Consider the following 22,358-nt stretch of genomic DNA (forward strand, 5'->3'; position numbering starts at 1 on the left):
TATGGCATATATTGGATTAAGAAAACCGATCATAGCACAGAGAACAGGAGCTGGAAAGTACAGCACACCATTTGTATTAGGTAAAGCGATTTCCTTAAATGTAACGCCTAACTACGCTGAAGGAAGTTTAAATGCAGATGATGGTCAGGCTGAATATGACAAGGAATTTAACTATGCAGATGTTACCCTTGGAACGAGTACGCTTCCTATTGAAGCACATGAAAAAATGTTTGGATATACAGTGAGTACTGAAGGCAAAGAAGTAACAATGAATGCAAATGATGAAAGCAGCTATGTGGGTACAGGATGGGTAACCGTTGAAAAGATTGATGGGGTACGTTTCTTTACAGCGAATGTTCTTGTAAAGGTAAAATACAGCGAACCATCTGAGGAATATTCTACAAAAGGAGATTCTATTGAGTATAAGACTCCATCAATTTCAGGCCGCGCATTAAAGGAAGATGATGGTACATGGAAAAAGGTCAAGCAGTTTGATACAGAGAAAGAAGCACTTGACTATATTTATAAATTCTTTGGTGTAACTAATCCGCAGGAAACTGTCTGAAAAGAAAATACAGAGGGCTGGTAGGAATGCCAGCCCTGGAAAGGAACGAATATGCTTGGAATAGATTTAGCCTATATTGAACTGTCCGGAGTGAAACTGCCGATCAGATGTGATATGTTAGTTCTCGAAAAGATTCAGGAAGATTATGGAGATATCTCAGAATTTGAAAATAAGTTGATTGGCTTTGAACCGATCTATAATGAGGATGGAAGTGCAAAAACAAATGAAAATGGCAAGAGTATTGGAAAATCGACACTGCCAGATATTAAGACCGTACATTATGGACTGTGGGAATTTATAAAAGAAGGAATTGAATGCAGCGCACAGGAAACAAAGTACTCTGAAAAAGATCTGATCCGGATGGTGGATATCAGTATTGGAGAACTAAGTGATTTGTTACACGAAGAGTTTATGAGATGCTTTAAAAGAAAAAACCAGAACCCCACGCAGAAGGAGACGAAGGAGAAAACACCATAAATTTTGCGTGGGTTATTCTCATTGGCCATGAAATAGGCTATACAGAAAATGAAATATCAAAAATGTATTTTGGAAAATGGTGTGATATGTTTGCTGAATATCGTAATTTCTATAATTTCAAGACCAAAAGGTGTCTTTTTGAAGAGAAAAAGGAAGTTTCACTTATGGACTTGTAAGACTACAAGGAGTATAATATAAGCAACAAGAAAAGTTTCGTATAATAAAAAGGGTGACTCTTTATGAATGGAAAGCAAAAAGCAATACGATGGATGAAATATCATGCGGGAAGTACGATTGTACTTGCTTTATTTGTATTTGTTGCATGCCTTGGAGGTTTTGATATGCAACCGGCATTGCTTATATTATCATTTGCAATAGCAGCAGTCCTGCTATTTTCTATAGAATATCTTTTTTGGAAAGCTGTGATATGGATCATGGGAGCGAGGTTTGTTGCAAATCTGTTAAATGATCCGTGGATTATAAAAAAATAAGATCTGCTTACTGTGTGATGGTAAGCAGATTTTTTATTGCTAAAATAGGAGACTGAGCATGGCAAAGCAGAGAAAAATAGGTGCAATTATTGCGCTGGATGGAGAGAGAGAATTTAAGACAGCGGTAACATCGTGCAATAAATCACTGGCAACAATGAAATCAGAAATGAAACTGGTCAGTGCTCAGACGACAGGAAGTGCGAATACACTTGAAGCGTTAAGAAAAAAGCATGATGTTTTACAGCGTACTTTAAATGAACAGGCAAAAAAAGAAGAAGCTGTAAGAAAAGGTCTGGAACATGCACAGGAAGATTATAACCGGGTAGGCTCTGAACTGGAACAGTATAAAACCAAACTGTCAAAAGCCCAGGAAACATTAAAGAAAATGGAAGAATCACAGGATACAACGAAGGAGACTATGGCCGAACAGCAGAAGGTTGTATCAGAGTTATCTACCACTGTGGAGAAGGGCGAAGTTAGTTATCAGAAAGCAGAAAGCCGTGTACAGGACTGGAAGAAGAGTCTGAATAATGCTGAAGCACAGACAATCACTGCAACAAGAGCATTGAGTGAAAACAGTGCGTATATGCAGGAAGCTGAAAAGTCCGCTGATGGGTGCGCAACATCAATCGATGCATTCGGAAAACAAGTCAATGTGGCAGCAGAAGCAACCGATAATCTGAATACTTCAGTCAATAAGATTTTTGTCACGGAAAAGATTGGCGAGATTGCAGACAATATTTCCGGAAAGATGCGTGATCTGGCTTCCAGTGCATATGATGCGGCGAAGGAATTGGATGAAGGCTATGACACCATTGTCACCAAGACCGGTGCAACAGGAAAAGCATTAGATAGTCTTCAGGAAAGTGCAAATAATGTTTTCGGGGACATGCCTGCAGATATGCAGGATGTCGGAACAGCAATCGGAGAAGTAAATACACGTTTTGGACAAACCGGAAAAGTTCTGGAGGACACATCAAAACAGTTCATGAAATTTGCTGAAATCAATGATACGGATCTTAATGAATCTATCGATGTATCTGACAGAATTATGGAACAGTTTGGAATCACTACAGAACAGACTAGCGGATTTCTTGGATTATTGACACAGAGAGGACAGGAAACCGGAAAAAGCGTGACTGAGCTGATGTCGCAGCTGGATTCTAATGCGGCATTGTTTAAAGAGTTAGACCTTAGCGTGGAAGAATCAGCCAATTTACTTGCAATATTTGAGACAAATGGTGTTGATGCTGGAGTTGCATTAAAAGGACTGAAAACAGCTACAAATAATTATGCAAAAGAAGGGCTGAGTGCAAGGCAGGGACTTGAAAAGACAATTGACAGGATTAAAAAAGCGAAGACTAGCACAGAAGCTCTTGCATTGGCGCAGGATACTTTTGGAAGCAAAGGCGCTCAGGTTATGGCTGACGGAATCAGAGAGGGCAGAATCAGCCTGGATGATTTGTCAGATTCTATGGATAACTACAAAAATGTAGTAGAGGATACATTTGAAACTACATTGGATCCATGGGATAAAGCAACTGTAGCAGCAAATAATCTGAAGACTGCAGGTTCAGAATTAGTAGGAGAGTTTTTTGAAGTGTTAGCACCAGCGATTGATTCTGCTACTGATACAGTAAAAAAGATTTCGAAGGAGTTTCGGGAACTACCAGAACCAGTAAAAGAAGTTACAGCAGTTGTTGGCGCAGTAGGAGCTGCGGCAGGAATCGCCGGACCACAGATCCTAAAGGTATATAGTGCGGTAAAAACACTAAAGACTGCATCAGAAGCAGGAAAAGCAATTGAGACATTAACGACTGCTCAAACAGCAATGACTGTAGCAACGGAAGGTGCAACTGTTGCCCAGAGCGGCTTCAATCTTGCAATGCTGGCAAATCCGGCCACGCTCGTTGTAGGGGGAATTGTTGCCCTTACAACTGCACTGGTTGTTTTCTCAAAAAATACTGAGATAGCAAAAGATTCCACGCATGAATTGGCAGATGCAGCGGATGATGTCAATGAAAGTGCAGGCAAAGCAGCGAAAGCTCTGAATAAGGCTACCGATGGTATCAAAGATGCAGTATCAGGAAATGCTGCCAGTGAAGCTACAGCATATAAGTTGGTTGATGAACTGGATGCACTGACAAGCAAAACCAAATTAACAACTGCTGAGCAAAATAGAATGAAAACAGTAGTTGGAGAATTGAATACAATGTTTCCGGACATGGGACTAGAGATTGACTCTGTAACCGGAAAACTTAGTATGGGTTCCGAAGAAATGAAGAACTATATACAAAATTCTCTTGAGATGGCTAAGATTGAGGCTGTTCAGAAAGCAGTCAAAGAGACAACAGAAAAACTTGTTGATGCTGAAATTGAACAGACAAAATCAGAACAGCAGCTCCAGAAGACAGCAGATGCACTGAATGAGATCCAGAAAAAAAGAGAAGAAGCTGAACAGGCTGTACTTGATAAGCAAAAGGAAAGAGAAGAAGCCCAGAGAAAACTCAATGATGCAGAATATGCGGGAACTGAGACAGCAGATGAACTTCTGGCCAAGATTTATGATACATCAGAAGCCCAGATTGAATATAACGGTGCATTGATGACTGTATCAGATGCCTGTATGAAAATGGCAGAAGACGAACAGGTTCTCACTGAGAAAAAAGGAGAACAGGAAGAAGCTCAGAAAAAATTAAATGATTCTGTCAATGATGCACAGGAAGAAATCAATACATATACAGAATATATTGAGAGTAATACTGTGGCTGCAGAAAATAACACTGATGCGACCGATGCCAATACAGATGCGGTTAATACCAATACAGAGGCTGTGGAACAGCAACAGGCGGCAGCCAGTTTGAGCATAGAGACTGCAGGACAACAGCTTGAGGCATTCAACAGCCTTTCACAGGCACAACAGACATTGGCAACTGATGTGACGAATGCAGTTCTGACAATGCAGGAAAGCGTGCAGAATAGCCTTGACTCTCAGATGAATATGTTTGAAGAGTTTAATGCCGGTACAGAAATATCCAAAGACACTTTATTATCAAATATGCAGAGCCAGATTGATGGTGTAAGGAATTGGGAACAGAACCTAACTGAACTTGCTGAAAAAGGTGTCGACGAGGGATTACTGCAGAAGCTGGCCGACATGGGACCTGAAGGCTCAACATATGTGCAGGCATTCAATTCTATGACCACGGACGAGTTGGCGAAGGCAAATGATTTATGGAAACAAAGCGTAGATATTAAATCAATGAGTGAGCAGTGGGGGCAGGACCTGACACAGGCTGTAGGAGAATTGGCAGCAGGAGGAGAAAATGCATGGCAGGAACTCGGACAGTCTATGAACATGCAAGCCAACGAGAGTGGTAAATATACCGTGCAAGGTTTGGTTGAGGGAATGCAAGAGGCTCAGAAACAGGCGACAGAAGAGGGCAAAGATCTTGGAATCAAGACGATTGACAGTATAAATAAAGCATCTGGAGTAGCTTCACCATCTAAAAAGACGAGGCAGTCAGGCAGATATATTGTATCCGGGTTGACACTTGGAATAAAAGATTCTAAAAGTACGGCAGTTAATATGGCGGTGGAACTTGGAAATGATACTGTTAAAGCAATTTATAATGCATTACAGCGGGGAAACCCACGCGTAAAGACGATTGCAGCGGCGATTGGAACAAATGCAACAAGATCCATGACAAAGTCAGTTGATACCAATGCAATATACAATATGGGGTTAAATATGGCATATGGTCTGGCAAATGGAATCACAGCAGGAAGGTCCAGCGTAATAAATGCAGTAGCGAATATGTGTGCATCGGCTGTTAATGAGGCAAGAAGCCGGCTGGATATACACAGTCCATCAAAGGTATTTGAAAAGATTGGGTCCTATACTGCAGAGGGTTTTGGAATAGGATACGAAAATAAAATGGAGGATGTCAATGGAATCATTCGTGAAAGCATGAGCTATCCAGATAATCTCCAAAGACAGACACAAACCAGGAATACTGCAGTTCCGGAAAAAACTATGGATGCTTTAATGGAATATCTGCCATATCTGCAGATAATTGCAGAAAAGAAATATATGGCTTATGTTGATCAGAATCAGGCAGCGGATGCACTTGGAGAGAAAATATCCAATAATACTGCTTTGAGAACAAGGAGGATGAGATGAAAGTCAATGGTATCGATATAAGCATATTTTCAGCAAAACAGTTGAGATATGAAATAGAACATAGAGAAGTTAATTCTCAAAGTGAGTGGCCAGCAGCACTTGAAACACCTGTTATGGAAAAGAGCACAAAAGGATTTAAGACAATAACCGTGGCTGTTGCAGTATATGGCAAAGGAAAGGAAGATGTTATACATAATCGAAGTGATCTACTGGCAATCATGTATGAAAAGCTGGAACTGGAACTTGACGGATATTCGAATCGTTTTGAATGCGTACTGGATAAAATAACAGTGAAAGAGGCTATTAAACGTAAATGTCACGAGGTGACGCTGAATTTTATAGGATATGAATTTGGCAAAGAGATATCAATAAATATGACAAATACAATAAAGTCTATAACCGTAAAAGGAAATGACGAGGCGCCTTGCATCGTGGAAATCGCGCCATCAGTAGATCTGGGATCCGTGGAAATTACTGGAGCAGCTTATAATCGTATATCCGGAGAAAAGGAGACGATTACGATCAGGAATCTTAAAGCCGGAAAAACGGTTATCATTAATGGTGAGGATTGTACAGTACTGCAGGAAGGATTGAATAAATTTGCCGATGCAGATATGTGGGAATTCCCGGTACTGAAACCAGGCACAAATACAATAAGCTGTTCGAGTGACAAATGCGCAGTTACACTGAAATATAAACCAAGATATGTATAGGAGAACGACATGAAATTAAAAAATGAAACGATCAAAGAAATTCAGAAGGCGCTGACTATTGCCGGAAATAAAGAAATTAATGACTGGCAGCTTGCTTTTAAAATAGCAAACAATAATTACAAATTAATGCGGGCAGCAGAACCGGTTGTCAAAGTAGAGAACGACATTTTGAAAAAATACGGAGAAAAAGATAAGAACGGTGAACTTATCACGAGCAGTGATGGAAGAGTGAAGATCCTTGATACAAAACAATATGGGCGGGATATAAAGACACTCATGGAGACAGAAAATGATGTTGAAGTAGAACATTTCAGTAAGAACGAAGTTTCCAAGATGCATATCACGCCAAATCAGATCGTGTTGTTGATGCCGATTATTGAATAACAAATGACTCAGAAGGGATTTTGTATTGTATGCTGAGAATATTGGATAAAAACAAAGTCCCGGTAAAGGGACTGAAAAAATATACGGATTTATGTATTGAGAGTGCTCTGGAATTGGATGACAGAACACTCTCTTTTTCTGCACCTTACAGAAATATAAGAAATGCAATAGTAAACGAAGGATATATTGAGACTAAGGATGACCGTTATGTTGTAAAAGAGATTGAAAAGAATTCCGGAGGCACAGCCAAGATCCTGGCACAGTTGGATCTGGAATCACTGGAGGGCAAAGCTTTTCGCGAGTTCCGATCAGAAGAGCAGACTATCAGAAATGCCCTGCAGCTTGCATTTGCGGGAACCGGATGGACAATTGGAATATGCAAAGTAAGCAAGAAAAGAACGTTATCAATGTCCAACGTTTCTGCACTGGACGTATTGAAACAGGCACTTAAAACATACAGGTGTGAGATTACGATCAATTCAAAGGACCAGATAGTTAATGTATATACTTCGGTTGGTGAAGACAAAGGATGTTACTTTTCGAACCAGCTGAATCTTACACAACTTACTGTACAGTCAACTTCATATGATTTTTATACAGAGATAGAGCCATATGGCAAAGACGGATTAACGATTGAGACGGTGAATGATGGCAAGACATACTTGGAAAACCATCAATACAGCTCAAAAGTCAAAAGGTGTATCTGGAAAGACGAAAGATATACAGTTCCGGAATCATTAAAAGAGGATGCAGAGGCAAAGCTTAAAGACATGAGCAAGCCTTATACGTCATACTCGGCCAATGTGATAGACCTGGCAAAGCATTCTGAAAAATACAGCATTCTCGAATATGGCATAGGCGACACGGTGACATTACTCGACGATTTCACTGACACCAGAGAAGAACAGCGTATTGTAAGGATGAAGACCTATCCGGATGCACCGGAAAAGAACAGCTGTACACTGGCGAATAAAGTCCTGACGTTTGATGAGCTTGCACAGAAATATGAAGATACTGCAAATACTGTTGACAACATCACGAACGATAATGGCCAGATTGATGGTGATACGATTGATGGAATCTATAGCAGGCAGGTTATTGATCTGGAAGATGGAATCGTCAATTCTGTGTACATACAGGAACTCAATACGAAATATGTACAGGTTTCCGGAAAACTGACTGCAGTTGAAGGTGAGTTTGGAACGCTTAAAGCAAATGTTGCAGAATTTGAAGAGACCTACACCAAAAGACTTACGGCAGCAGAAGCTGATATTGGCAAATTACGAACCACAGATTTATCAGCAGTGAACGGCAAGATTGAAGTCCTTGATTCCAATTATGCCAACATAAGGAACCTTCTTTCCGGAGATGCCGGCATCGGTGACCTGCAGAATATTCATCTTACTTCCGACAATGCAGTGATCGATACGGCTCTGATCAGAACAGCAGTTATGCAGTCCGTTACCATTGGAGATCTTCTGGCTGGTACAATCAGCACCAACAAATTCAAGATCATGTCAGACGATGGAGGCATCCAGATATCTGGAGCAACCCAGCAGTGGAAAGATGCCAATGGAGTAGTCCGGATGCAGGCTGGCAGGGATGCCAAAGGGGATTTTACCTTTGCACTTTTTGATGAGACTGGCAAAGGAACTCTGATCGATTCCACTGGTGTGAAGCCAGGAGCGATTGCTGATGGACTTATTGTGAATGAGATGGTTTCTGACACAGCCAACATTGCCGCTTCCAAGCTGGATATAGACAGCCTGTTCACAGCAATCAATGATAGTACTCAGGTCATCAAGAGTAACCGTATCTGGCTGGATGATTCCGGACAGAGCCTGAACCAGGCTTACACCAAGATGACCAAGAACATCACCGAGATTGAATCCACGGCAAGCTCTGCATCAGACAGTGCATCTGCGGCGGCAGACGCAGCCAAGAAAGCACTGGAAACCTTATCCGGAATCTCAACGTTGGACGCAATGTCAGCATCACTAAATAATGATGCTCATGTGGTCCATACCTACACGGATGGATCCGGCGGAGACTACAGTTCATGTTATACAGTATTCTCAGTGTTCCTGGGCGATACGGATGTATCTGATCATATCGATGAGATCCACACAACTGCATCAGATGGAATCACTGGCACATGGAATCCACAGCTGAGAAAGTACCAGGTAACTGCTATGTCCACGGACAGCGGTTATGTAGATATCTCAGCATTGTACGGCTTAGAAGGAAAGGTGCTGCTGGTAGGTGAAAAGGGACTTGTGATCGGCGGTAAAGTATTGATTGTAAAATCTATGGGCTCCTGGATCACAAAACGATTCTCGGTCTCCAAGGCAAAAGACGGAAAGATTGGTCTAAGTTATGACCTTCGAGTTAGTACTCAGATTATCCGGAAGCAGAAAGATGATAAAACGCTGGAACCGACAAATGTGACGTTCTCGGCCTACAAGAATGACAATGGATCCGTGAGCAGCTATTCCGGAAAATTTCAAATCGAAGAATCAAAGGATTCCGGAAAGACCTATGAGATCAAGTATGGCTCCTCATCCGCTGAACTGTTGACGGTATACACACCATCATCTCCGGATGTGCAGATCATCCGGTGTTCCCTGTACGATTCTTCCGGAGTGCAGCTCTTGGACACTCAGACTGTATCAATCATATCAGATGCTGCAGGACTTGCACAGGACATTGCGGCGGTGGACCAAAAAGCCCAGGAAGCAAAAGAAGCGATTCAGACTACTTCACAGGAAGTAACTGAGATCAAGAGTGGCATGGAAGGCTTTGAGACGAAATTATCCAAGACCACAACAGACCTGCAGGGAGTGACCGATGGAACGCTCCTGTACAACACCAAGTGCCAGGATAATGGAGACGGAACAACGACTGTATCAGCGGCATTGTACAAAGCCGGCAGAGAAGTCACGAAGGAATATCCGGCAGCATGGTTCTCCTGGAGCAGGAGGACAGAGCAGGGAGAAGCATTCCTTCAGTATGGATATTCAGTAACAGTAAACAATGATGATTATATGTTCGGTGGAGTTGTAATCGGACAGTTTATCAGATATGTGCAGATGGCTCTTACAGTAGGAGATAAGCTTCTCGTGATCGGAAACAAAGCCATGTGCGTAAATGTAGATGCGTAAGGTGTCCGAATCGGACACCAGAAAGGAGAAAAAATATGGCATTACCACAGGACGGTCAGAACGCGAATGGACTGACCAAAGTAACAGAGATTCCAAAAGGAAAAGAACTGATTTTTATTGATCCGACAACAAATGAAGGCGGGATTATCACCCTTGAGGACCTGACAACTCAGATCCTCAAAAATTTGACATCCCAGACCTTCGCACTGGATCAGGGAAATATGACACTTTTGGCGGCTTTAAACCAATTAAATAGTAAAAAAACCATAGAAATAATCAACATATCAAAAAGAGCGAATGTTTCAAAAGCCGGAGAGTTTGTATACAGTGGATTAGAATTTACCGTCCCAAAAGGAAACATTTTTATTGTGCAAATAAAAGCCTGTTATCAGCAATCAAAACCTTCGCAGATTGCTGTAACGAATTCAAAAACCGAATGCACAGATAATACAGTAATTGATAAGGCAGAAAGAGATCCTGCTATAGTAACATGCGTTCCTCCTATAAATAACACAGACAGTACATATTATGTATGGGTAAACTATAGTAAGGCAGGAATGAACGAAGTTAGTGCAAGAGGAATTTCTTTAAAATAGCAAGGATCAAAAAAATGATGGAGAACATAACAACGAAACGTTTGCGACAACATGGATATGATGGACGGTGTATTGGAAGCTACAAAAGTATATTCTATATGCGGCCCAGAACTCCTGTTTAATTGGTTTGTGAACAGTACCTCTTACATGGCAAAATAGCACTGTAGGAGGTGCTTTTTATATGACAAAAATTGACCAGATCCAGAATCAAATACTGGAAAAGATGGCAGAAACACTAAGTAATGAACAACTGCAGAAGTTGGAGAATGTAATGGCAATCGAATTCCACGGAATCGAGATCCAGGAAGAGTGCACGCAGCTTGTAACAAGCGAGCTGCGATGGCAAAAGATCCTGAACACATTCCTGGCCAGTAAGAGAATCGAGAACTGCAGTCTTGGCACATTGGACAGATACAAAGAATGTGTGACCAAATTGATCACATCATTGAATAAACGCCTGCAGGACATCACAACCAATGATATTCGGTATTATTTGGCAATGTACCAGGAAACAAGAAAGATATCAATATCGTACATGGATACGATCAGACGGTATCTGAGCAGCTTCTTTGCATGGATATCGGATGAAGGATACATCAACATCAATCCTATGCGGCGTCTTAAGAAAATCAAGGTACCACAGAAGATTAAGAAACCTTTTACACCGGCAGAGCGCGAGCATTTGCGTTGCTCTGCACGGTGCCAGAGGGATATCGCAATCATGGAGTTTTTATACAGTACAGCAGCCAGAATTGGTGAAGTGGTACGGTTGGATAGGAGAGATATTGATTGGAACAGAAACGAGATTATCATCTACGGAGAGAAGGGCAAGAAAGAGAGGAAAGTGTATCTCACAGATGAATGCGCATATCATCTGAGAAAATACCTGTTATCCAGGAATGACGCGAATCCGGCATTGTTTGTGAGTTCTAAACAACCACATACAAGATTAGGCAAGCAGGCTATACAGTCTATGCTCCGGACACTCGGACAGAAGACTGATATTCATGCTCATCCACACAAGTTCCGAAGAACATTGCTGACCGATGCCGGTAATCGAGGTATTCCACTGCAAGAAATCCAGCATTATGCAGGACACGAAAAACCAGATACGACCATGATGTATGTTACAGTATCAGAAGAAAATGTACGGGCATCATTCCGAAGATACATAGCCTGATCTGGATGGATTCATATGAATTTTCGAAGCTGGCAGAGATGGCAGCTTATTGAGTATGCACTTTTGCAGAAGATTTCGGAAGAGAAGGCGGTAGAGAATGGAAAGGCACTCCCGCAGACTAAACAGGAGTAGGTTTAAATAAACTTATTTTCTATATTTCCATCTTTATCTTCACAAACGGCAACGAGTTTACTTCCACTATTCCAATAGTAAATTTTTTTGATCCTCAAATTTATATTCTCTGAATCAGCATCGACGGATACCAGGCAGTTTACTATTTTGTTTTAAGACAATTGTATTTTTTTCCACTCGCCCCAAGTAGTAGATTTGATTTTCATCCATATAGTTTCAGCGTAAGAAAAAAGCACAACAATTCTGTATTCGCTGCCGGCTTTGCTTTGATATACAAGTAGAAATCCGCCTTTGCCATCCGGAGAACCTTGATTGATAGTTACTGTGCTTTGTATTGTGAATAACCTAATTTCTCCATAGTCACATTTTATAAGTACATCTTCAGCAAGATCAGAACCAGAAGTTATGTTTTCTGAGCTCCTGAGCCGGTTACTATTTTATATTTCATAAATCTTTAAACCAACTTGAATATAACGATTGTACATTCACCAGATAAGCTAATCTTATATTGAAATGAAATGTTTCTCTCAGTATATTTCATTTCAATGGTGCTGTCGTAATCCACACCTTTAACAAGCGTTTCGATAAAAGAACCGTCCTGTGCCTGAATATTAACTATAGATAATGAACTTATCTTGTATCCTCCACTACGATACGTTGAAACTAGATAAAGTCCCGGAACAAGAGGAACAGTAACTAGTCCATTGGTGATCATACCTTTATAAAAGGGTTTTAACCGGTTACTATTTTATATTTTTAATAAAAAGAGATTGCTATTATATATATCGCCAGTCTCCATATGTTTTTGAGCCATTATCATTGAAGCCAGAGTTTCGGACTGCAATGTTGCTTGATCCGAATGAAGCAGCCAATTGGATACCATATATAATCCCATTAGGACCTACCACGGAATCGCACATTATAAGATACCTGTTTCCAGAAAGATTTTTAGGGAAGGTTCCAGTAGATTTAGCGGTTGCAACTACAATGCATCTTCCGTTTAAAGAATCTATATTACCTGAAAATTCAGGAATTTGAGGCTTACTATTTTATAAAGAAAAGAAAAATTCATGCTAAAGGGCATCCACATCGGATGTCTTTTATTATGCATTTTTCGAAAGGAGGGAAATGCTTTGAGATTTATAAAAGAAATAACACTGTTTGCTCCATCTGGTACACTGAAAAGATTTCAAGGCTTGGAAACAAGCTTCAAAGTCGAACAGGGCAAGATCAGTGCTCTGATATCTGAGAGCGAACTGATAGAACTGCAGAACGGCAACAAGACCATGTACAGCCGGATGGCATCCACGGAGCAGACCGTAAAAGGCCTCAATCAGAAGTATACAGATGTAACCGGAAAATATGATGCAGTAAGTAAACAATATACTTCTCTGGACACAAAGGTCGGTGAATATAAATCTGCAGTAGATGGATTTTCAGGGGAACTACAGCAGTTGTCTACAACAATTAATGATGACTATAGCACCACCAAATCAATGCAAACTTATGTAAAAGCACAGGTAGATGGATTAAGCACTGCGGTATCAGAAACTTATGTTAAGACTGATACGCTTAGTGGATATTCGACCACAGAGCAAACGAAGAGCATGATTGACCAGAAGACTGATCAAATCAAACTAGATGTGCGTGAAAAAATATATGGTACTAATTATTGTAAAAATGGAACATTTGAAACATTTACTGGCTGGGTTGCATATGCCGGCAAAAAACCTTGTATAACTTACTTAGGAAAAACATGTGCTTACCTGGTTTCTGGGAATTCAATTTGGATGAATTATGATTATACGGTTGATGCAGATGAATCTAATACGATAATATTTGAGGCTGCTAGTCCTGAAAAGGTTGCACTAAATATAAAAATTGACGATACTACAATCAAACCATTTTATTCATCGGAAATGTCTGAGGAATGGAAAGAATTTTCAGTTGATGTAAAACTGAAAAAAGGAAAACATACCATTCAATTTGTGACATCTTCTAACGCATCTGTTCTTTATGTAACAAATGTTCAGATAAAGCAGGATATCATAGAATCAACACATAGCCAGATAAATATCCTTCAGAGTTCTATTGAATCTAAAGTATCTAAGAATGGAATCATTTCATCAATCAATCAGTCTTCTGAAAAGGTTTCTATTAGTGCAAACAAAATCAATTTTAATGGACTGGTTACGGCAAATAATTATTTCCAGATTCTCACAGACGGTTCATTCGTGGCTACATATGGAACTCTGGGTGGTTGGACAGTTAAAGACGGGATTATAAAATCTAATGATCAGAAATTAACTTTAGATCCGGCAAATGACCGAATATATTTCAATGATGACGATGATGACCATATAACTGAATTGTCACCAGATGGGACAAGGACAAACTATTTGACTGTTGATGGTGGCATTGTTGGAGGAGACGCTGCATTGCTTATCAGTGCAGGGTCTTCATCCCGTATTCAGTTTTATGATTCTTTTTCAGACGATGGCGAAGATGCAATCAAACTCCAAGGAAACCTAGAAGTCCGTGGAACCAAATCACGCGTAGCCCGAACGGAGAATTTCTCTGATCGGCTATTGTACTGCTACGAAACTCCGACACCAATGTTTGGAGATCTTGGCTGTGGGAAGACCAATGATAGAGGAATTGCGATTGTTGATATAGATCCGGAATTTTCGGAAACAATAAATTCCGGAATTGAATACCAGGTATTTCTACAGAAGGAAGGAGATGGTGATATATGGGTAGCGGAAAAGGAAGAAAGTTATTTTACAGTCAGGGGGACACCGAATTTAAAGTTTTCCTGGGAGGTTAAGTGTATCCAGAAAAGCTTTGAACACTTGCGACTAGACGAGAAAGAAGTACAGGAAGCAGCGCAGAAAGATGCCAGAGATGCCCAGAAGGACTATAACATTATTATCGACACGATTGTCGAAGACTACGACAAAGAAATGGAGGAATTGATCAATGAAAGTAATTAAGATTATCAGCATCATCAATCAGGGTGGAGAATATTCCATTACTACTACTTATAACGAGGTAGATGACAATGGTGCTATTGTAAAAAGAAATGTAAAAGCACCAACATTTTATGCTGTAGGTGATATGCTTAATCACGTAAAAGCAATAGAAGATCAGACAAAAGAACGAATTTGAGGACAATATATGGAGAGAATCAGAGCGGAGCCGTGAGGCTCTATTTATTTTACTTAAAATTGCGCCGGCGCAACCGGAGAAAGTGTGAAAAAGTGAAAGAAATACTCATGCAGACATATACTATTGTATTACCGGCCCTGTTGGGATATATTGTATGGCTTTTGAAGAATCAGAAAAAAGACAGGGATGCCAACAGTAAAGGTACAATGCTCCTGCTCCGTACACAGCTGATCGAGTATCATGCGAAATATATGCAGCTGGGTGACATCCCATCATATGCATATCAGAATTTCTGTGAGATGTATGATGCATATCATGCACTGGGCGGGAACGGGATGGTAACAAAAATGAAACAGGAAATTGAAGAATTGCATATCAAGCGAAAAGGAGAATGAATATGGATATTAACGTAATGATGCAGTATGTAACCTATGGACTGGCACTGATCGGAGTGCTTGCATTTCTGGTGTCGATCATCGTGCAGGTAATCAAGGAAATGCCGGGACTCAATAAGATTCCAACAAGTATCGTGGCACTGGTCACATCGCTGATCCTGTGCCCGGTAGCTTTGATCATCTTATGTACATATTATAAGATGGTAATCACCTGGTATTATATATTTGCTTCTTTTATTGCCGCATTCGTAGTTTATTTAGTGGCAACAGGCGGTTGGGAAAAAGTCAAGAGTATCTGGGATAGAACGAAATATAAAGATTCAGAGGGCGAGTGATCGTCCTCTTTTTAGTGGAGGAATACAAATGCTAAAGATTATGGGACAGGCTGCAGCTACCGTAACGCAGATGCAGACCTATATCAAAAAAGTTAATCCAAAGGCGCCCGATTCGGTTATCAAGATGATTCCGTTGTACATTTCTGAAGGAGCAATCGAGGGAGTAAGAGGTGACATTGCCTTTGCTCAGAGCTGTCTGGAAACAGGCAACTTCACATTCTCAGAGTCAGCAGTTACCCTGGACCAGAATAATTTCTGTGGAATGGGAGTGACCAAGAATGGAGTAAAAGGCAACAGTTTCAAGACCCCAGCCGAAGGCATCCGGGCACAGATCCAGCACCTGCAGGCATACGCATCTACCAGCCGTCTGAAACAGACTGTTGTAGATCCACGATACACATATGTGACCAGGGGATGTGCAGAGTATGTGGAATATCTCGGCATCCAGGAAAATCCACAACATTATGGATGGGCTGCCGGAAAGGACTATGGAAAGAAGATTATCACAATTCTGAATAGTATTCTGACTATGAATTCCGGAACATCCACATCAGGAAAGGAGAACACAGTGAAAGTAAACATCAAGAAGATGATCAGCAAAAAGAACTGCTATATCGGTCAGAACAAACCTGCCTATGTTGTGATTCACGAAACCGACAACTGGAGCAAAGGAGCGAATGCCAGAGCACATGCTCTTGCCATGAAGAATGGAAACCTTGCCGGTACAGTCCATTATTATGTAGATTCTGAAAGTATCTATCAGACATTAGAACATAGTGATGGCGCCTGGGCTGTAGGAGACGGAAAAGGAAAATACGGAATCACGAACCGGAACTCTATCAATATTGAGATTTGCGTAAATCCGGAAACAGATTACTACAAAGCAGTGGACAAAGCTGAACAGCTGGCAGCATACCTTCTGAAACAGTATGGCTGGTCAACTGATCATCTGAAACGTCACTATGATGCATCCAGGAAACATTGCCCGCGTAGGATCCTTGACGAAGGGCTCTGGCCGGGATTCGTAAAGAAGACTGCAGTTTACATGGGAAGTGCATCAACTAACACATCAAGTAATACAGCGACCAACACTTCAACTACCACGAAAGGAGATGGTTACATGTTTGAACCAAAACTTGTTAAATTAGGAAGCACAGGAACATCCGTCCTCTTACTGCAGGAGATCCTGATTGCCAGAGGATTCAAAGGAAAGAATGGAAAAACCCTGACACTTTCTAGAAAAGCAGATGAAAATACGATCTACGCGCTCAAGACTTACCAGAAGTCCAGAAAAGGAGTCCTGGAAGCAGATGGAATAGCAGGTGAAAAGACCTGGAAAGATCTGATCGCGATCTAAAAAACTCCCGGCAGGTACCCATCTGCCGAGAATATTGTATCATCTGAAAAATGTCAATTTTTGGTATTATAGGGTATTGAAGTCTGGTGGCCCGGATGGCGAGATCGGAGCATCTATGCGTTATCTTTCTCAGCGTTTTACTATGCCAAATCGCATGGCCATGGCAGTGCTGAATGATATTGGCACTGAGGAACTGGCACACCTGGAAATGGTTTCCACGATCGTTCATCAGCTGACAAAAGATCTCTCTATGGAAGAAATTGAAAAAAGTGGTTTTGGGCCATATTATATTGATCACACAGTAGGTGTATGGCCACAGGCAGCCGGTGGAGTTCCTTTCAATGCATGTGAATTCCAGAGTAAAGGTGATCCGATCACAGATTTGTTTGAAGACCTTGCTGCGGATGGTACGACTGCGTATGTGCAACATAGAAGTGTTAAGTAGAAGTTCTATATAATCTGGTGTGCTAGACACCAGATTTTACAGAACTTAGAAATTCCAATGTATTTCAATCGGGACATTTCTTGTCCCTGGAATCCGTTTTCCTACTAATATGTAATCAATTAGAGTTTCAACGGTTTCTCTGTCTAAATGTTCAAGATTTGTGTATTGCTCAATAAGCTGGCGGCGATTATCGCCTGTCTGGATTTTTCTCTCAATTACATCAAGCTGTTTTTGCGTTTCAATCACCAGCTTTTCAAGCCGTTCTCTGTCATTCGTGAAATCTTTTGACAAATTCAGGAAATCATTTTCGGAAAGAATCCCTTTTACTTTATCAAGATAAAGTTCTCTGATTACCTTTGCGTCTTCTTCAATCTTTTTTTGATAGGTAATAAGTTGTGTTTCTAAAGAAGTTTTTTTCTCCTTTACGTTGGAGTGAAATTCCACGTTCTGTTCCAATTCATCTTTATCAAGATATTCTTGTGATAACTTGTTCAGTTCAGAAATAACTGCCTGCTCCAACTTCTTCACAGAAATAAATGAACCTATGCAAGCGTCCTTTGCAACATGGCGATTTGAACATTGTAAATAATGTCTTCCATCTGTCTGCTTATTAGAACGCATGGTATAGCCACAGTTCATGCAGCGAGCTTTTCTGGCAAACAGCCCTATGGTTCCTACTGTAAATGGTTTTGCTTTTTCAGCTACCATAGATTGTACTTTATCCCAAAGTTCACGGTCAATAATCGGTTCGTGTGTTCCCTCTACTCTATACCATTCCTCTTTAGGTCTGGGCTTATTTTGTTTTGTCTTATACGAAACACTGCCGTATTTTCCTTGAACCATATTTCCGATATAAATTTCATTTGTCAGCATATCAGAGATAGCAAAATATTTCCATAAGGTACTATTTTTTCTGGTAGGCTGCTTATATCGTAAACCATGAAGCCGTTTATATTCCGTAGGGTTTGGAATCCCACGGTCATTCAGCATACGGGCAATCGCTGTTTTGCCATATCCCTGTGAAAATAAAGTGAAAACTTCTCTTACAACAGCAGCAGCTTCTTCGTCAATAATCAGGTGTCCCTTTTGCTCAGGGTCTTTTTTATAACCATAAAGAGCAAATGCACCAATATGAAATCCATTCTTCCGGCGGTCAGTCAATACGCTGCGGATGTTTTCCGACATATCCTCTAAATACCACTCATTAACCAGACCATTGATTTGTCTTGATTTTTTGTTTCCTTTATTAGCGGTATCTGCATTATCTACAATACTGATAAAACGAATCCCCCACATAGGAAACAATCCGTGTATGTATTTTTCTACCAACTCTAACTCTCTGGTAAATCTGGATTGTGTTTTACAGAGGATAATATCAAATTTTCGGTGTTCAGCGTCATTTAACAGTTTGTTAAATTCTGGTCTTCGTCTATCTGAACCAGTATAATCGTCATCACTGTATATATTGTAGACTTCCCAGCCTTGTTCCAATACATATTGAATCAGCATGGATTTTTGATTTTGAATACTGTTACTATCATCAGTTTCATGTTGTTTGTTTCTATCTTCTTCTGATAAGCGGCAATAAATAGCAACTTTTGACTTTGTGTTCATCATATTTTATCTCCCTTAAAGAGAAGATAAAACAAACATTCCACCTACACTTATTATACCGTGTTGGGAAATGTTTGTCTATCATTTTACAGGTAATACCTGCCCTTTGGATTTTTCTAATTGATTGATAAGTTCTATCCATTTTTGATTGAACTCTTTTTTTAATGCCGACTTATCTTCACACTTAAATACATTTTTGCAGGAAATTTCTGCTTCTTTTGGCATAATTCCACCTCACAGTCTTTATTATGTTTACAGACTATGCAAAAATGCTTGTTCATTATGAAAGAATCATCCTTAGCAAACCGAACAGCTTTCGCTAAAGCTCATGGGAATCTCACCCCTGCATGGTTCTCATCCAGCCGTACCCTTTGCCAGCGGTGCTACATCATCACACGGACTAAGGCTGTACGGAAGTATCATTATCACAATAGAAAGGTCATGGCGGCAGCTTTTGCGGTAAGCTGCTTATGGAACGCTGGCAGGAATCGCTATCCGGTTTCATCCCTCCTTTGGTGGGTCACGGCGTGCCAGCCCAACGGCTCTCTTTCTATCGAAACGTATTCGGCTGCTTTATGCTGCGTTGATTAGACGCTTTCTTTTTCAAGGAACAATCCGGCTTTGTCAGCCTGTTAAAATGCACTGGTGATAATGCACTTTAATAGACTGGCAAGCCCTGTCTGGGAAGCATGGGCTTGTCCACGCTTCCACAGGCGAGCATTATTTTTAGTTTGGTTCCCTGATTTCAAAAGATAAAATCTTTGCAATCAGACGTGTTTCCATCCGGCGGCGTAGGGTTTCATCTACAACCATGTGGGTATTCCCATATTCGTCTTTCATGGGACGCATGGAACGGCTGGCAATAAAACCGCTGTAATGGCGTACAATCTGGTTGATTGCTTCAATATCGCCGTCCGCAGCCCTTACAATCACAGGAAACGGAATCATAGGGTGCTTTGCTGTCATGCTTCGTCCTCCATAAATTTTTTGATAAATTCCAGTCCGGCGTGTCTTCTTCTCTGGATGGTAGAACGGTTGACTTCCAGAATTTTTGAAATTTCCGTATCGTCAAATCCAAGAAAATAATATCTCAGGATAACATCACGTTTCTTTCCATCCAGATTTTCCAACGCTTCTGCTAACAGGCTGTTTTCAATACGGACAGTAAATCCATCCATTTCAAAAGTATGGAAGTGGGATGGATAGGTGTCTTCGGAAGAAAACAGATTAACGGTATAATCGTCCATATCACAGAACAGTGTTTCCCTTTTACACTGTCTGTACAACGCTTTAAGATAGTCTTTGCGTTCATCCTCCATAGCGACTTTACAGATGTAATCAAACTGGTTCTCTATGGTTGTCTGAAATTCAGATGGCTTCATCATTGCTCACCCCCTTTCCAGCCTTGAAAGGGAGCGAGTTGATAGGAATTTCTGCTTCTTTCCCCCTTTTCGCTCTTAGTCCCGACAGGACAGGGGGTTCAGTTGCGTTTTGAGAAGAAAAATTTAAAAACTTTTTCTTCCAACTAAAAAAGCACGCAAACAGACGATATTTCTGCTTGTGTGCTTCGATAGTTCTTTCTATGTATTCTGAAAAACCACATTGAGGGTCAGACTTTTCTAGTGTAGGCGGATGGCTTTTTTTAACGGCTTACCGAATGTAGATATATTTAAGAAAATATTTTGCATAGCGGCTTCCTCCTGTAAGCCGCTTTCTGTATCAAGTAGTGGACTTTAAAAATCATCTGCATTTCAGGCAAAAAAGACGGCGGCTTTTGTTAAACCGTCGTCTGGAAATGATGATGTAATTTTTGACGCAGGGAAAGTATGCTGCCAAATAACGGTTTTTTTTTTCCGTTTCAGCAGCATAGTTTTATCTTTGGTACGCATAATAGGAACTGTACAACTGTATAATACGTTTTTCTATACCTGTCACTATTATAACAGGAACAGTAAAATGTATAGAGGTGGTGTATTATGCGTAAAAAAGAAGATAAATATGATTTCAGGGCGTTTGGGCTTGCCATAAAAGAAGCCCGTAAAAAACAGGGATTGACCCGTGAACAGGTGGGAGCAATGATTGAAATTGACCCACGCTATTTAACCAATATTGAGAATAAAGGGCAGCACCCAAGTTTACAGGTGCTTTACGACCTTGTATCTCTGCTGAATGTATCAGTGGATGAGTTCTTTTTATCCTCTGATAGTCTGGTAAAAAGCAGCAGACGAAGACAGCTTGAAAGCAAAATTGACAATTTTACAGACGCAGACCTTGTTATCATGGAAAGCGTTGCGGATGGTATTATGAAATATAAGCGAATGGAAGAATAATTCTTCCGTTGGCTTACTTTTCATTTTCTGGCACAATTTCTATATTTGACATATCCTCCTGCCCCGAAATTTCGTAATCGTAAGAAACTTTTTCAGATTCACTTTCTTCTGTTCTGTTTACACATCCACTAAACACAAAAGTAGAAAGTAATAAACAAATTATTAGTATAATCAATTTTTTCATTTTTTCACCTGCCTTAATATTCCTTGTTTGAGTTCTAACACAGCATCAGCTTTTTGAGCAACATCTTTAGAATGAGTAACAATAATGACACATTTATTCAATTTGTGGGCAGTTTCCTGTAATATTTGTGTGATTTCAGCGGCAGTTATTTCATCAAGATTTCCTGTAGGCTCATCTGCCAGTATAATAGGGACATCAGTAGCTAAGGAACGTGCGATTGCTACACGTTGTTGTTGCCCACCAGACAATTTTAAAATTGTTCGTTTTAGTTCTTTATCAGAAAGTCCCAGACGTTTTAAAAGAGGAACCACATCAACATCTTTCTTTGTTGCCAAAGTTGCATTTTCAATCGGCGTCATATAATCAATCAAATTATAATTTTGAAATATAAGAGAAACATGATTTTGTCTATGAGATTCCAATCCTATTTTTTTAATATCTTCATTTTCGTATAAAATAGTTCCGGTAGTTGGTATATCAAGTCCCCCTAGTAGTGAAAGTAATGTTGTTTTTCCGGAACCAGATGAACCTAAAATCGCATATACTTTTCCTAGTTCAAATGAAAAGGTAATATCTTTCAGCACGTTTGTATTTTTATCATAAGAGTATGATACATGATTACACTTAAAAATTGACATTTGTTCCTCC

General features: G+C 40.3%; 21 protein-coding genes and 1 pseudogene. 16 read left to right on the forward strand and 6 right to left on the reverse strand.

Translation table 11 applies throughout. The annotated features are described in order from the left end of the window. Nucleotide 1 precedes the first annotated feature (1 nt). The 15 genes and pseudogenes from NQ503_RS04415 to NQ503_RS04490 form a co-directional block, all read left to right on the forward strand. Nucleotides 2-565, forward strand: a complete 564-nt coding sequence (locus tag NQ503_RS04415; protein ID WP_005427084.1) for a major tail protein — start codon at nt 2-4, stop codon at nt 563-565. A 51-nt stretch (nt 566-616) separates the two neighbouring features. After that, nucleotides 617-1,042, forward strand: a complete 426-nt coding sequence (locus NQ503_RS04420) for a hypothetical protein (protein WP_005427082.1) — start codon at nt 617-619, stop codon at nt 1,040-1,042. Nucleotides 1,043-1,281: 239 nt separating this feature from the next. Continuing rightward, nucleotides 1,282-1,533 carry a hypothetical protein gene (locus tag NQ503_RS04425; RefSeq protein WP_005427073.1) on the forward strand — a complete coding sequence of 84 codons (252 nt, stop codon included), beginning with the start codon at nt 1,282-1,284 and terminating at the stop codon, nt 1,531-1,533. Between the two features lie 58 nt (nt 1,534-1,591). Next, nucleotides 1,592-5,716 carry a phage tail tape measure protein gene (locus NQ503_RS04430; protein ID WP_005427071.1) on the forward strand — a complete coding sequence of 1,375 codons (4,125 nt, stop codon included), beginning with the start codon at nt 1,592-1,594 and terminating at the stop codon, nt 5,714-5,716. Then, entirely contained in the window at nt 5,713-6,429 is a 717-nt protein-coding gene (locus tag NQ503_RS04435; RefSeq protein ID WP_005427069.1) for a phage distal tail protein, read from the forward strand. Before NQ503_RS04430 ends, NQ503_RS04435 begins: the two co-directional genes overlap by 4 nt. Nucleotides 6,430-6,438: 9 nt before the next feature. Beyond that, nucleotides 6,439-6,813 (forward strand): hypothetical protein, encoded by a 375-nt coding sequence (locus NQ503_RS04440; RefSeq protein ID WP_005427068.1) that lies wholly within the window; start codon nt 6,439-6,441, stop codon nt 6,811-6,813. A gap of 29 nt (nt 6,814-6,842) precedes the next feature. Continuing rightward, nucleotides 6,843-9,974, forward strand: coding sequence for a phage tail protein (locus NQ503_RS04445; protein ID WP_005427067.1), 3,132 nt, complete (start codon nt 6,843-6,845; stop codon nt 9,972-9,974). A 35-nt stretch (nt 9,975-10,009) separates the two neighbouring features. Next, nucleotides 10,010-10,570, forward strand: a complete 561-nt coding sequence (locus tag NQ503_RS04450) for a hypothetical protein (RefSeq protein WP_005427066.1) — start codon at nt 10,010-10,012, stop codon at nt 10,568-10,570. A gap of 181 nt (nt 10,571-10,751) precedes the next feature. After that, nucleotides 10,752-11,750: a tyrosine-type recombinase/integrase gene (locus NQ503_RS04455; protein WP_005427064.1), complete on the forward strand. Its 999-nt coding sequence runs from the start codon at nt 10,752-10,754 to the stop codon at nt 11,748-11,750. 1,265 nt (nt 11,751-13,015) lie between these two features. Beyond that, nucleotides 13,016-14,875: a hypothetical protein gene (locus NQ503_RS04460; RefSeq protein ID WP_259893432.1), complete on the forward strand. Its 1,860-nt coding sequence runs from the start codon at nt 13,016-13,018 to the stop codon at nt 14,873-14,875. Continuing rightward, nucleotides 14,862-15,050: a hypothetical protein gene (locus NQ503_RS04465; protein WP_005427054.1), complete on the forward strand. Its 189-nt coding sequence runs from the start codon at nt 14,862-14,864 to the stop codon at nt 15,048-15,050. Before NQ503_RS04460 ends, NQ503_RS04465 begins: the two co-directional genes overlap by 14 nt. 107 nt (nt 15,051-15,157) lie before the next feature. Continuing rightward, nucleotides 15,158-15,445, forward strand: coding sequence for a hypothetical protein (locus NQ503_RS04470; protein WP_005427053.1), 288 nt, complete (start codon nt 15,158-15,160; stop codon nt 15,443-15,445). Between the two features lie 2 nt (nt 15,446-15,447). After that, nucleotides 15,448-15,780 (forward strand): hypothetical protein, encoded by a 333-nt coding sequence (locus NQ503_RS04475; RefSeq protein WP_044925972.1) that lies wholly within the window; start codon nt 15,448-15,450, stop codon nt 15,778-15,780. Nucleotides 15,781-15,808: 28 nt separating this feature from the next. Next, nucleotides 15,809-17,137 (forward strand): N-acetylmuramoyl-L-alanine amidase, encoded by a 1,329-nt coding sequence (locus NQ503_RS17875; RefSeq protein WP_005427051.1) that lies wholly within the window; start codon nt 15,809-15,811, stop codon nt 17,135-17,137. A gap of 85 nt (nt 17,138-17,222) precedes the next feature. Beyond that, nucleotides 17,223-17,543: pseudogene (locus NQ503_RS04490) on the forward strand (manganese catalase family protein); the annotation flags it as partial. Nucleotides 17,544-17,627: 84 nt separating this feature from the next. Here NQ503_RS04490 and NQ503_RS04495 read toward each other — a convergent pair. The 4 genes from NQ503_RS04495 to NQ503_RS04510 form a co-directional block, all read right to left on the reverse strand. Continuing rightward, the gene (locus NQ503_RS04495; protein ID WP_005427047.1) at nt 17,628-19,199 is read right to left on the reverse strand and encodes a recombinase family protein; all 1,572 of its coding nucleotides are present in this window, start codon (nt 19,197-19,199) and stop codon (nt 17,628-17,630) included. 78 nt (nt 19,200-19,277) lie between these two features. After that, nucleotides 19,278-19,421: a hypothetical protein gene (locus NQ503_RS04500; RefSeq protein ID WP_005427045.1), complete on the reverse strand. Its 144-nt coding sequence runs from the start codon at nt 19,419-19,421 to the stop codon at nt 19,278-19,280. 501 nt (nt 19,422-19,922) lie between these two features. Beyond that, the gene (locus NQ503_RS04505; RefSeq protein WP_005427044.1) at nt 19,923-20,162 is read right to left on the reverse strand and encodes a helix-turn-helix domain-containing protein; all 240 of its coding nucleotides are present in this window, start codon (nt 20,160-20,162) and stop codon (nt 19,923-19,925) included. Continuing rightward, the gene (locus tag NQ503_RS04510; protein WP_005427042.1) at nt 20,159-20,581 is read right to left on the reverse strand and encodes an RNA polymerase sigma factor; all 423 of its coding nucleotides are present in this window, start codon (nt 20,579-20,581) and stop codon (nt 20,159-20,161) included. Before NQ503_RS04510 ends, NQ503_RS04505 begins: the two co-directional genes overlap by 4 nt. A 591-nt stretch (nt 20,582-21,172) precedes the next feature. On the opposite strand from NQ503_RS04510, the gene NQ503_RS04515 reads away from it, so the two are divergent. Beyond that, the gene (locus tag NQ503_RS04515; protein ID WP_005427039.1) at nt 21,173-21,526 is read left to right on the forward strand and encodes a helix-turn-helix domain-containing protein; all 354 of its coding nucleotides are present in this window, start codon (nt 21,173-21,175) and stop codon (nt 21,524-21,526) included. 13 nt (nt 21,527-21,539) lie between these two features. On the opposite strand, the gene NQ503_RS04520 is transcribed toward NQ503_RS04515, so the two are convergent. Beyond that, nucleotides 21,540-21,710 (reverse strand): hypothetical protein, encoded by a 171-nt coding sequence (locus tag NQ503_RS04520; RefSeq protein ID WP_005427037.1) that lies wholly within the window; start codon nt 21,708-21,710, stop codon nt 21,540-21,542. Continuing rightward, nucleotides 21,707-22,348 (reverse strand): ATP-binding cassette domain-containing protein, encoded by a 642-nt coding sequence (locus tag NQ503_RS04525; RefSeq protein ID WP_005427035.1) that lies wholly within the window; start codon nt 22,346-22,348, stop codon nt 21,707-21,709. The genes NQ503_RS04520 and NQ503_RS04525 overlap by 4 nt, the downstream gene beginning before the upstream one ends. Nucleotides 22,349-22,358 lie beyond the last annotated feature (10 nt).

The organism is Blautia obeum ATCC 29174 (assembly GCF_025147765.1).
Taxonomy (GTDB): Bacteria; Bacillota; Clostridia; order Lachnospirales; family Lachnospiraceae; genus Blautia_A; species Blautia_A obeum.

Coding starts and splice junctions, on each gene's coding strand:
- NQ503_RS04430 (WP_005427071.1), top strand. CDS start 1,592: ATGGCAAAGCAGAGAAAAATAGGTGCAATTATTGCGCTGGATGGAGAG.
- NQ503_RS04470 (WP_005427053.1), top strand. CDS start 15,158: ATGCAGACATATACTATTGTATTACCGGCCCTGTTGGGATATATTGTA.
- NQ503_RS17875 (WP_005427051.1), top strand. CDS start 15,809: ATGCTAAAGATTATGGGACAGGCTGCAGCTACCGTAACGCAGATGCAG.
- NQ503_RS04505 (WP_005427044.1), bottom strand. CDS start 20,162: ATGACAGCAAAGCACCCTATGATTCCGTTTCCTGTGATTGTAAGGGCT.
- NQ503_RS04515 (WP_005427039.1), top strand. CDS start 21,173: ATGCGTAAAAAAGAAGATAAATATGATTTCAGGGCGTTTGGGCTTGCC.
- NQ503_RS04465 (WP_005427054.1), top strand. CDS start 14,862: ATGAAAGTAATTAAGATTATCAGCATCATCAATCAGGGTGGAGAATAT.
- NQ503_RS04420 (WP_005427082.1), top strand. CDS start 617: ATGCTTGGAATAGATTTAGCCTATATTGAACTGTCCGGAGTGAAACTG.
- NQ503_RS04440 (WP_005427068.1), top strand. CDS start 6,439: ATGAAATTAAAAAATGAAACGATCAAAGAAATTCAGAAGGCGCTGACT.
- NQ503_RS04455 (WP_005427064.1), top strand. CDS start 10,752: ATGACAAAAATTGACCAGATCCAGAATCAAATACTGGAAAAGATGGCA.
- NQ503_RS04475 (WP_044925972.1), top strand. CDS start 15,448: ATGGATATTAACGTAATGATGCAGTATGTAACCTATGGACTGGCACTG.
- NQ503_RS04520 (WP_005427037.1), bottom strand. CDS start 21,710: ATGAAAAAATTGATTATACTAATAATTTGTTTATTACTTTCTACTTTT.
- NQ503_RS04435 (WP_005427069.1), top strand. CDS start 5,713: ATGAAAGTCAATGGTATCGATATAAGCATATTTTCAGCAAAACAGTTG.
- NQ503_RS04500 (WP_005427045.1), bottom strand. CDS start 19,421: ATGCCAAAAGAAGCAGAAATTTCCTGCAAAAATGTATTTAAGTGTGAA.
- NQ503_RS04525 (WP_005427035.1), bottom strand. CDS start 22,348: ATGTCAATTTTTAAGTGTAATCATGTATCATACTCTTATGATAAAAAT.
- NQ503_RS04495 (WP_005427047.1), bottom strand. CDS start 19,199: ATGATGAACACAAAGTCAAAAGTTGCTATTTATTGCCGCTTATCAGAA.
- NQ503_RS04450 (WP_005427066.1), top strand. CDS start 10,010: ATGGCATTACCACAGGACGGTCAGAACGCGAATGGACTGACCAAAGTA.
- NQ503_RS04445 (WP_005427067.1), top strand. CDS start 6,843: ATGCTGAGAATATTGGATAAAAACAAAGTCCCGGTAAAGGGACTGAAA.
- NQ503_RS04510 (WP_005427042.1), bottom strand. CDS start 20,581: ATGATGAAGCCATCTGAATTTCAGACAACCATAGAGAACCAGTTTGAT.
- NQ503_RS04415 (WP_005427084.1), top strand. CDS start 2: ATGGCATATATTGGATTAAGAAAACCGATCATAGCACAGAGAACAGGA.
- NQ503_RS04425 (WP_005427073.1), top strand. CDS start 1,282: ATGAATGGAAAGCAAAAAGCAATACGATGGATGAAATATCATGCGGGA.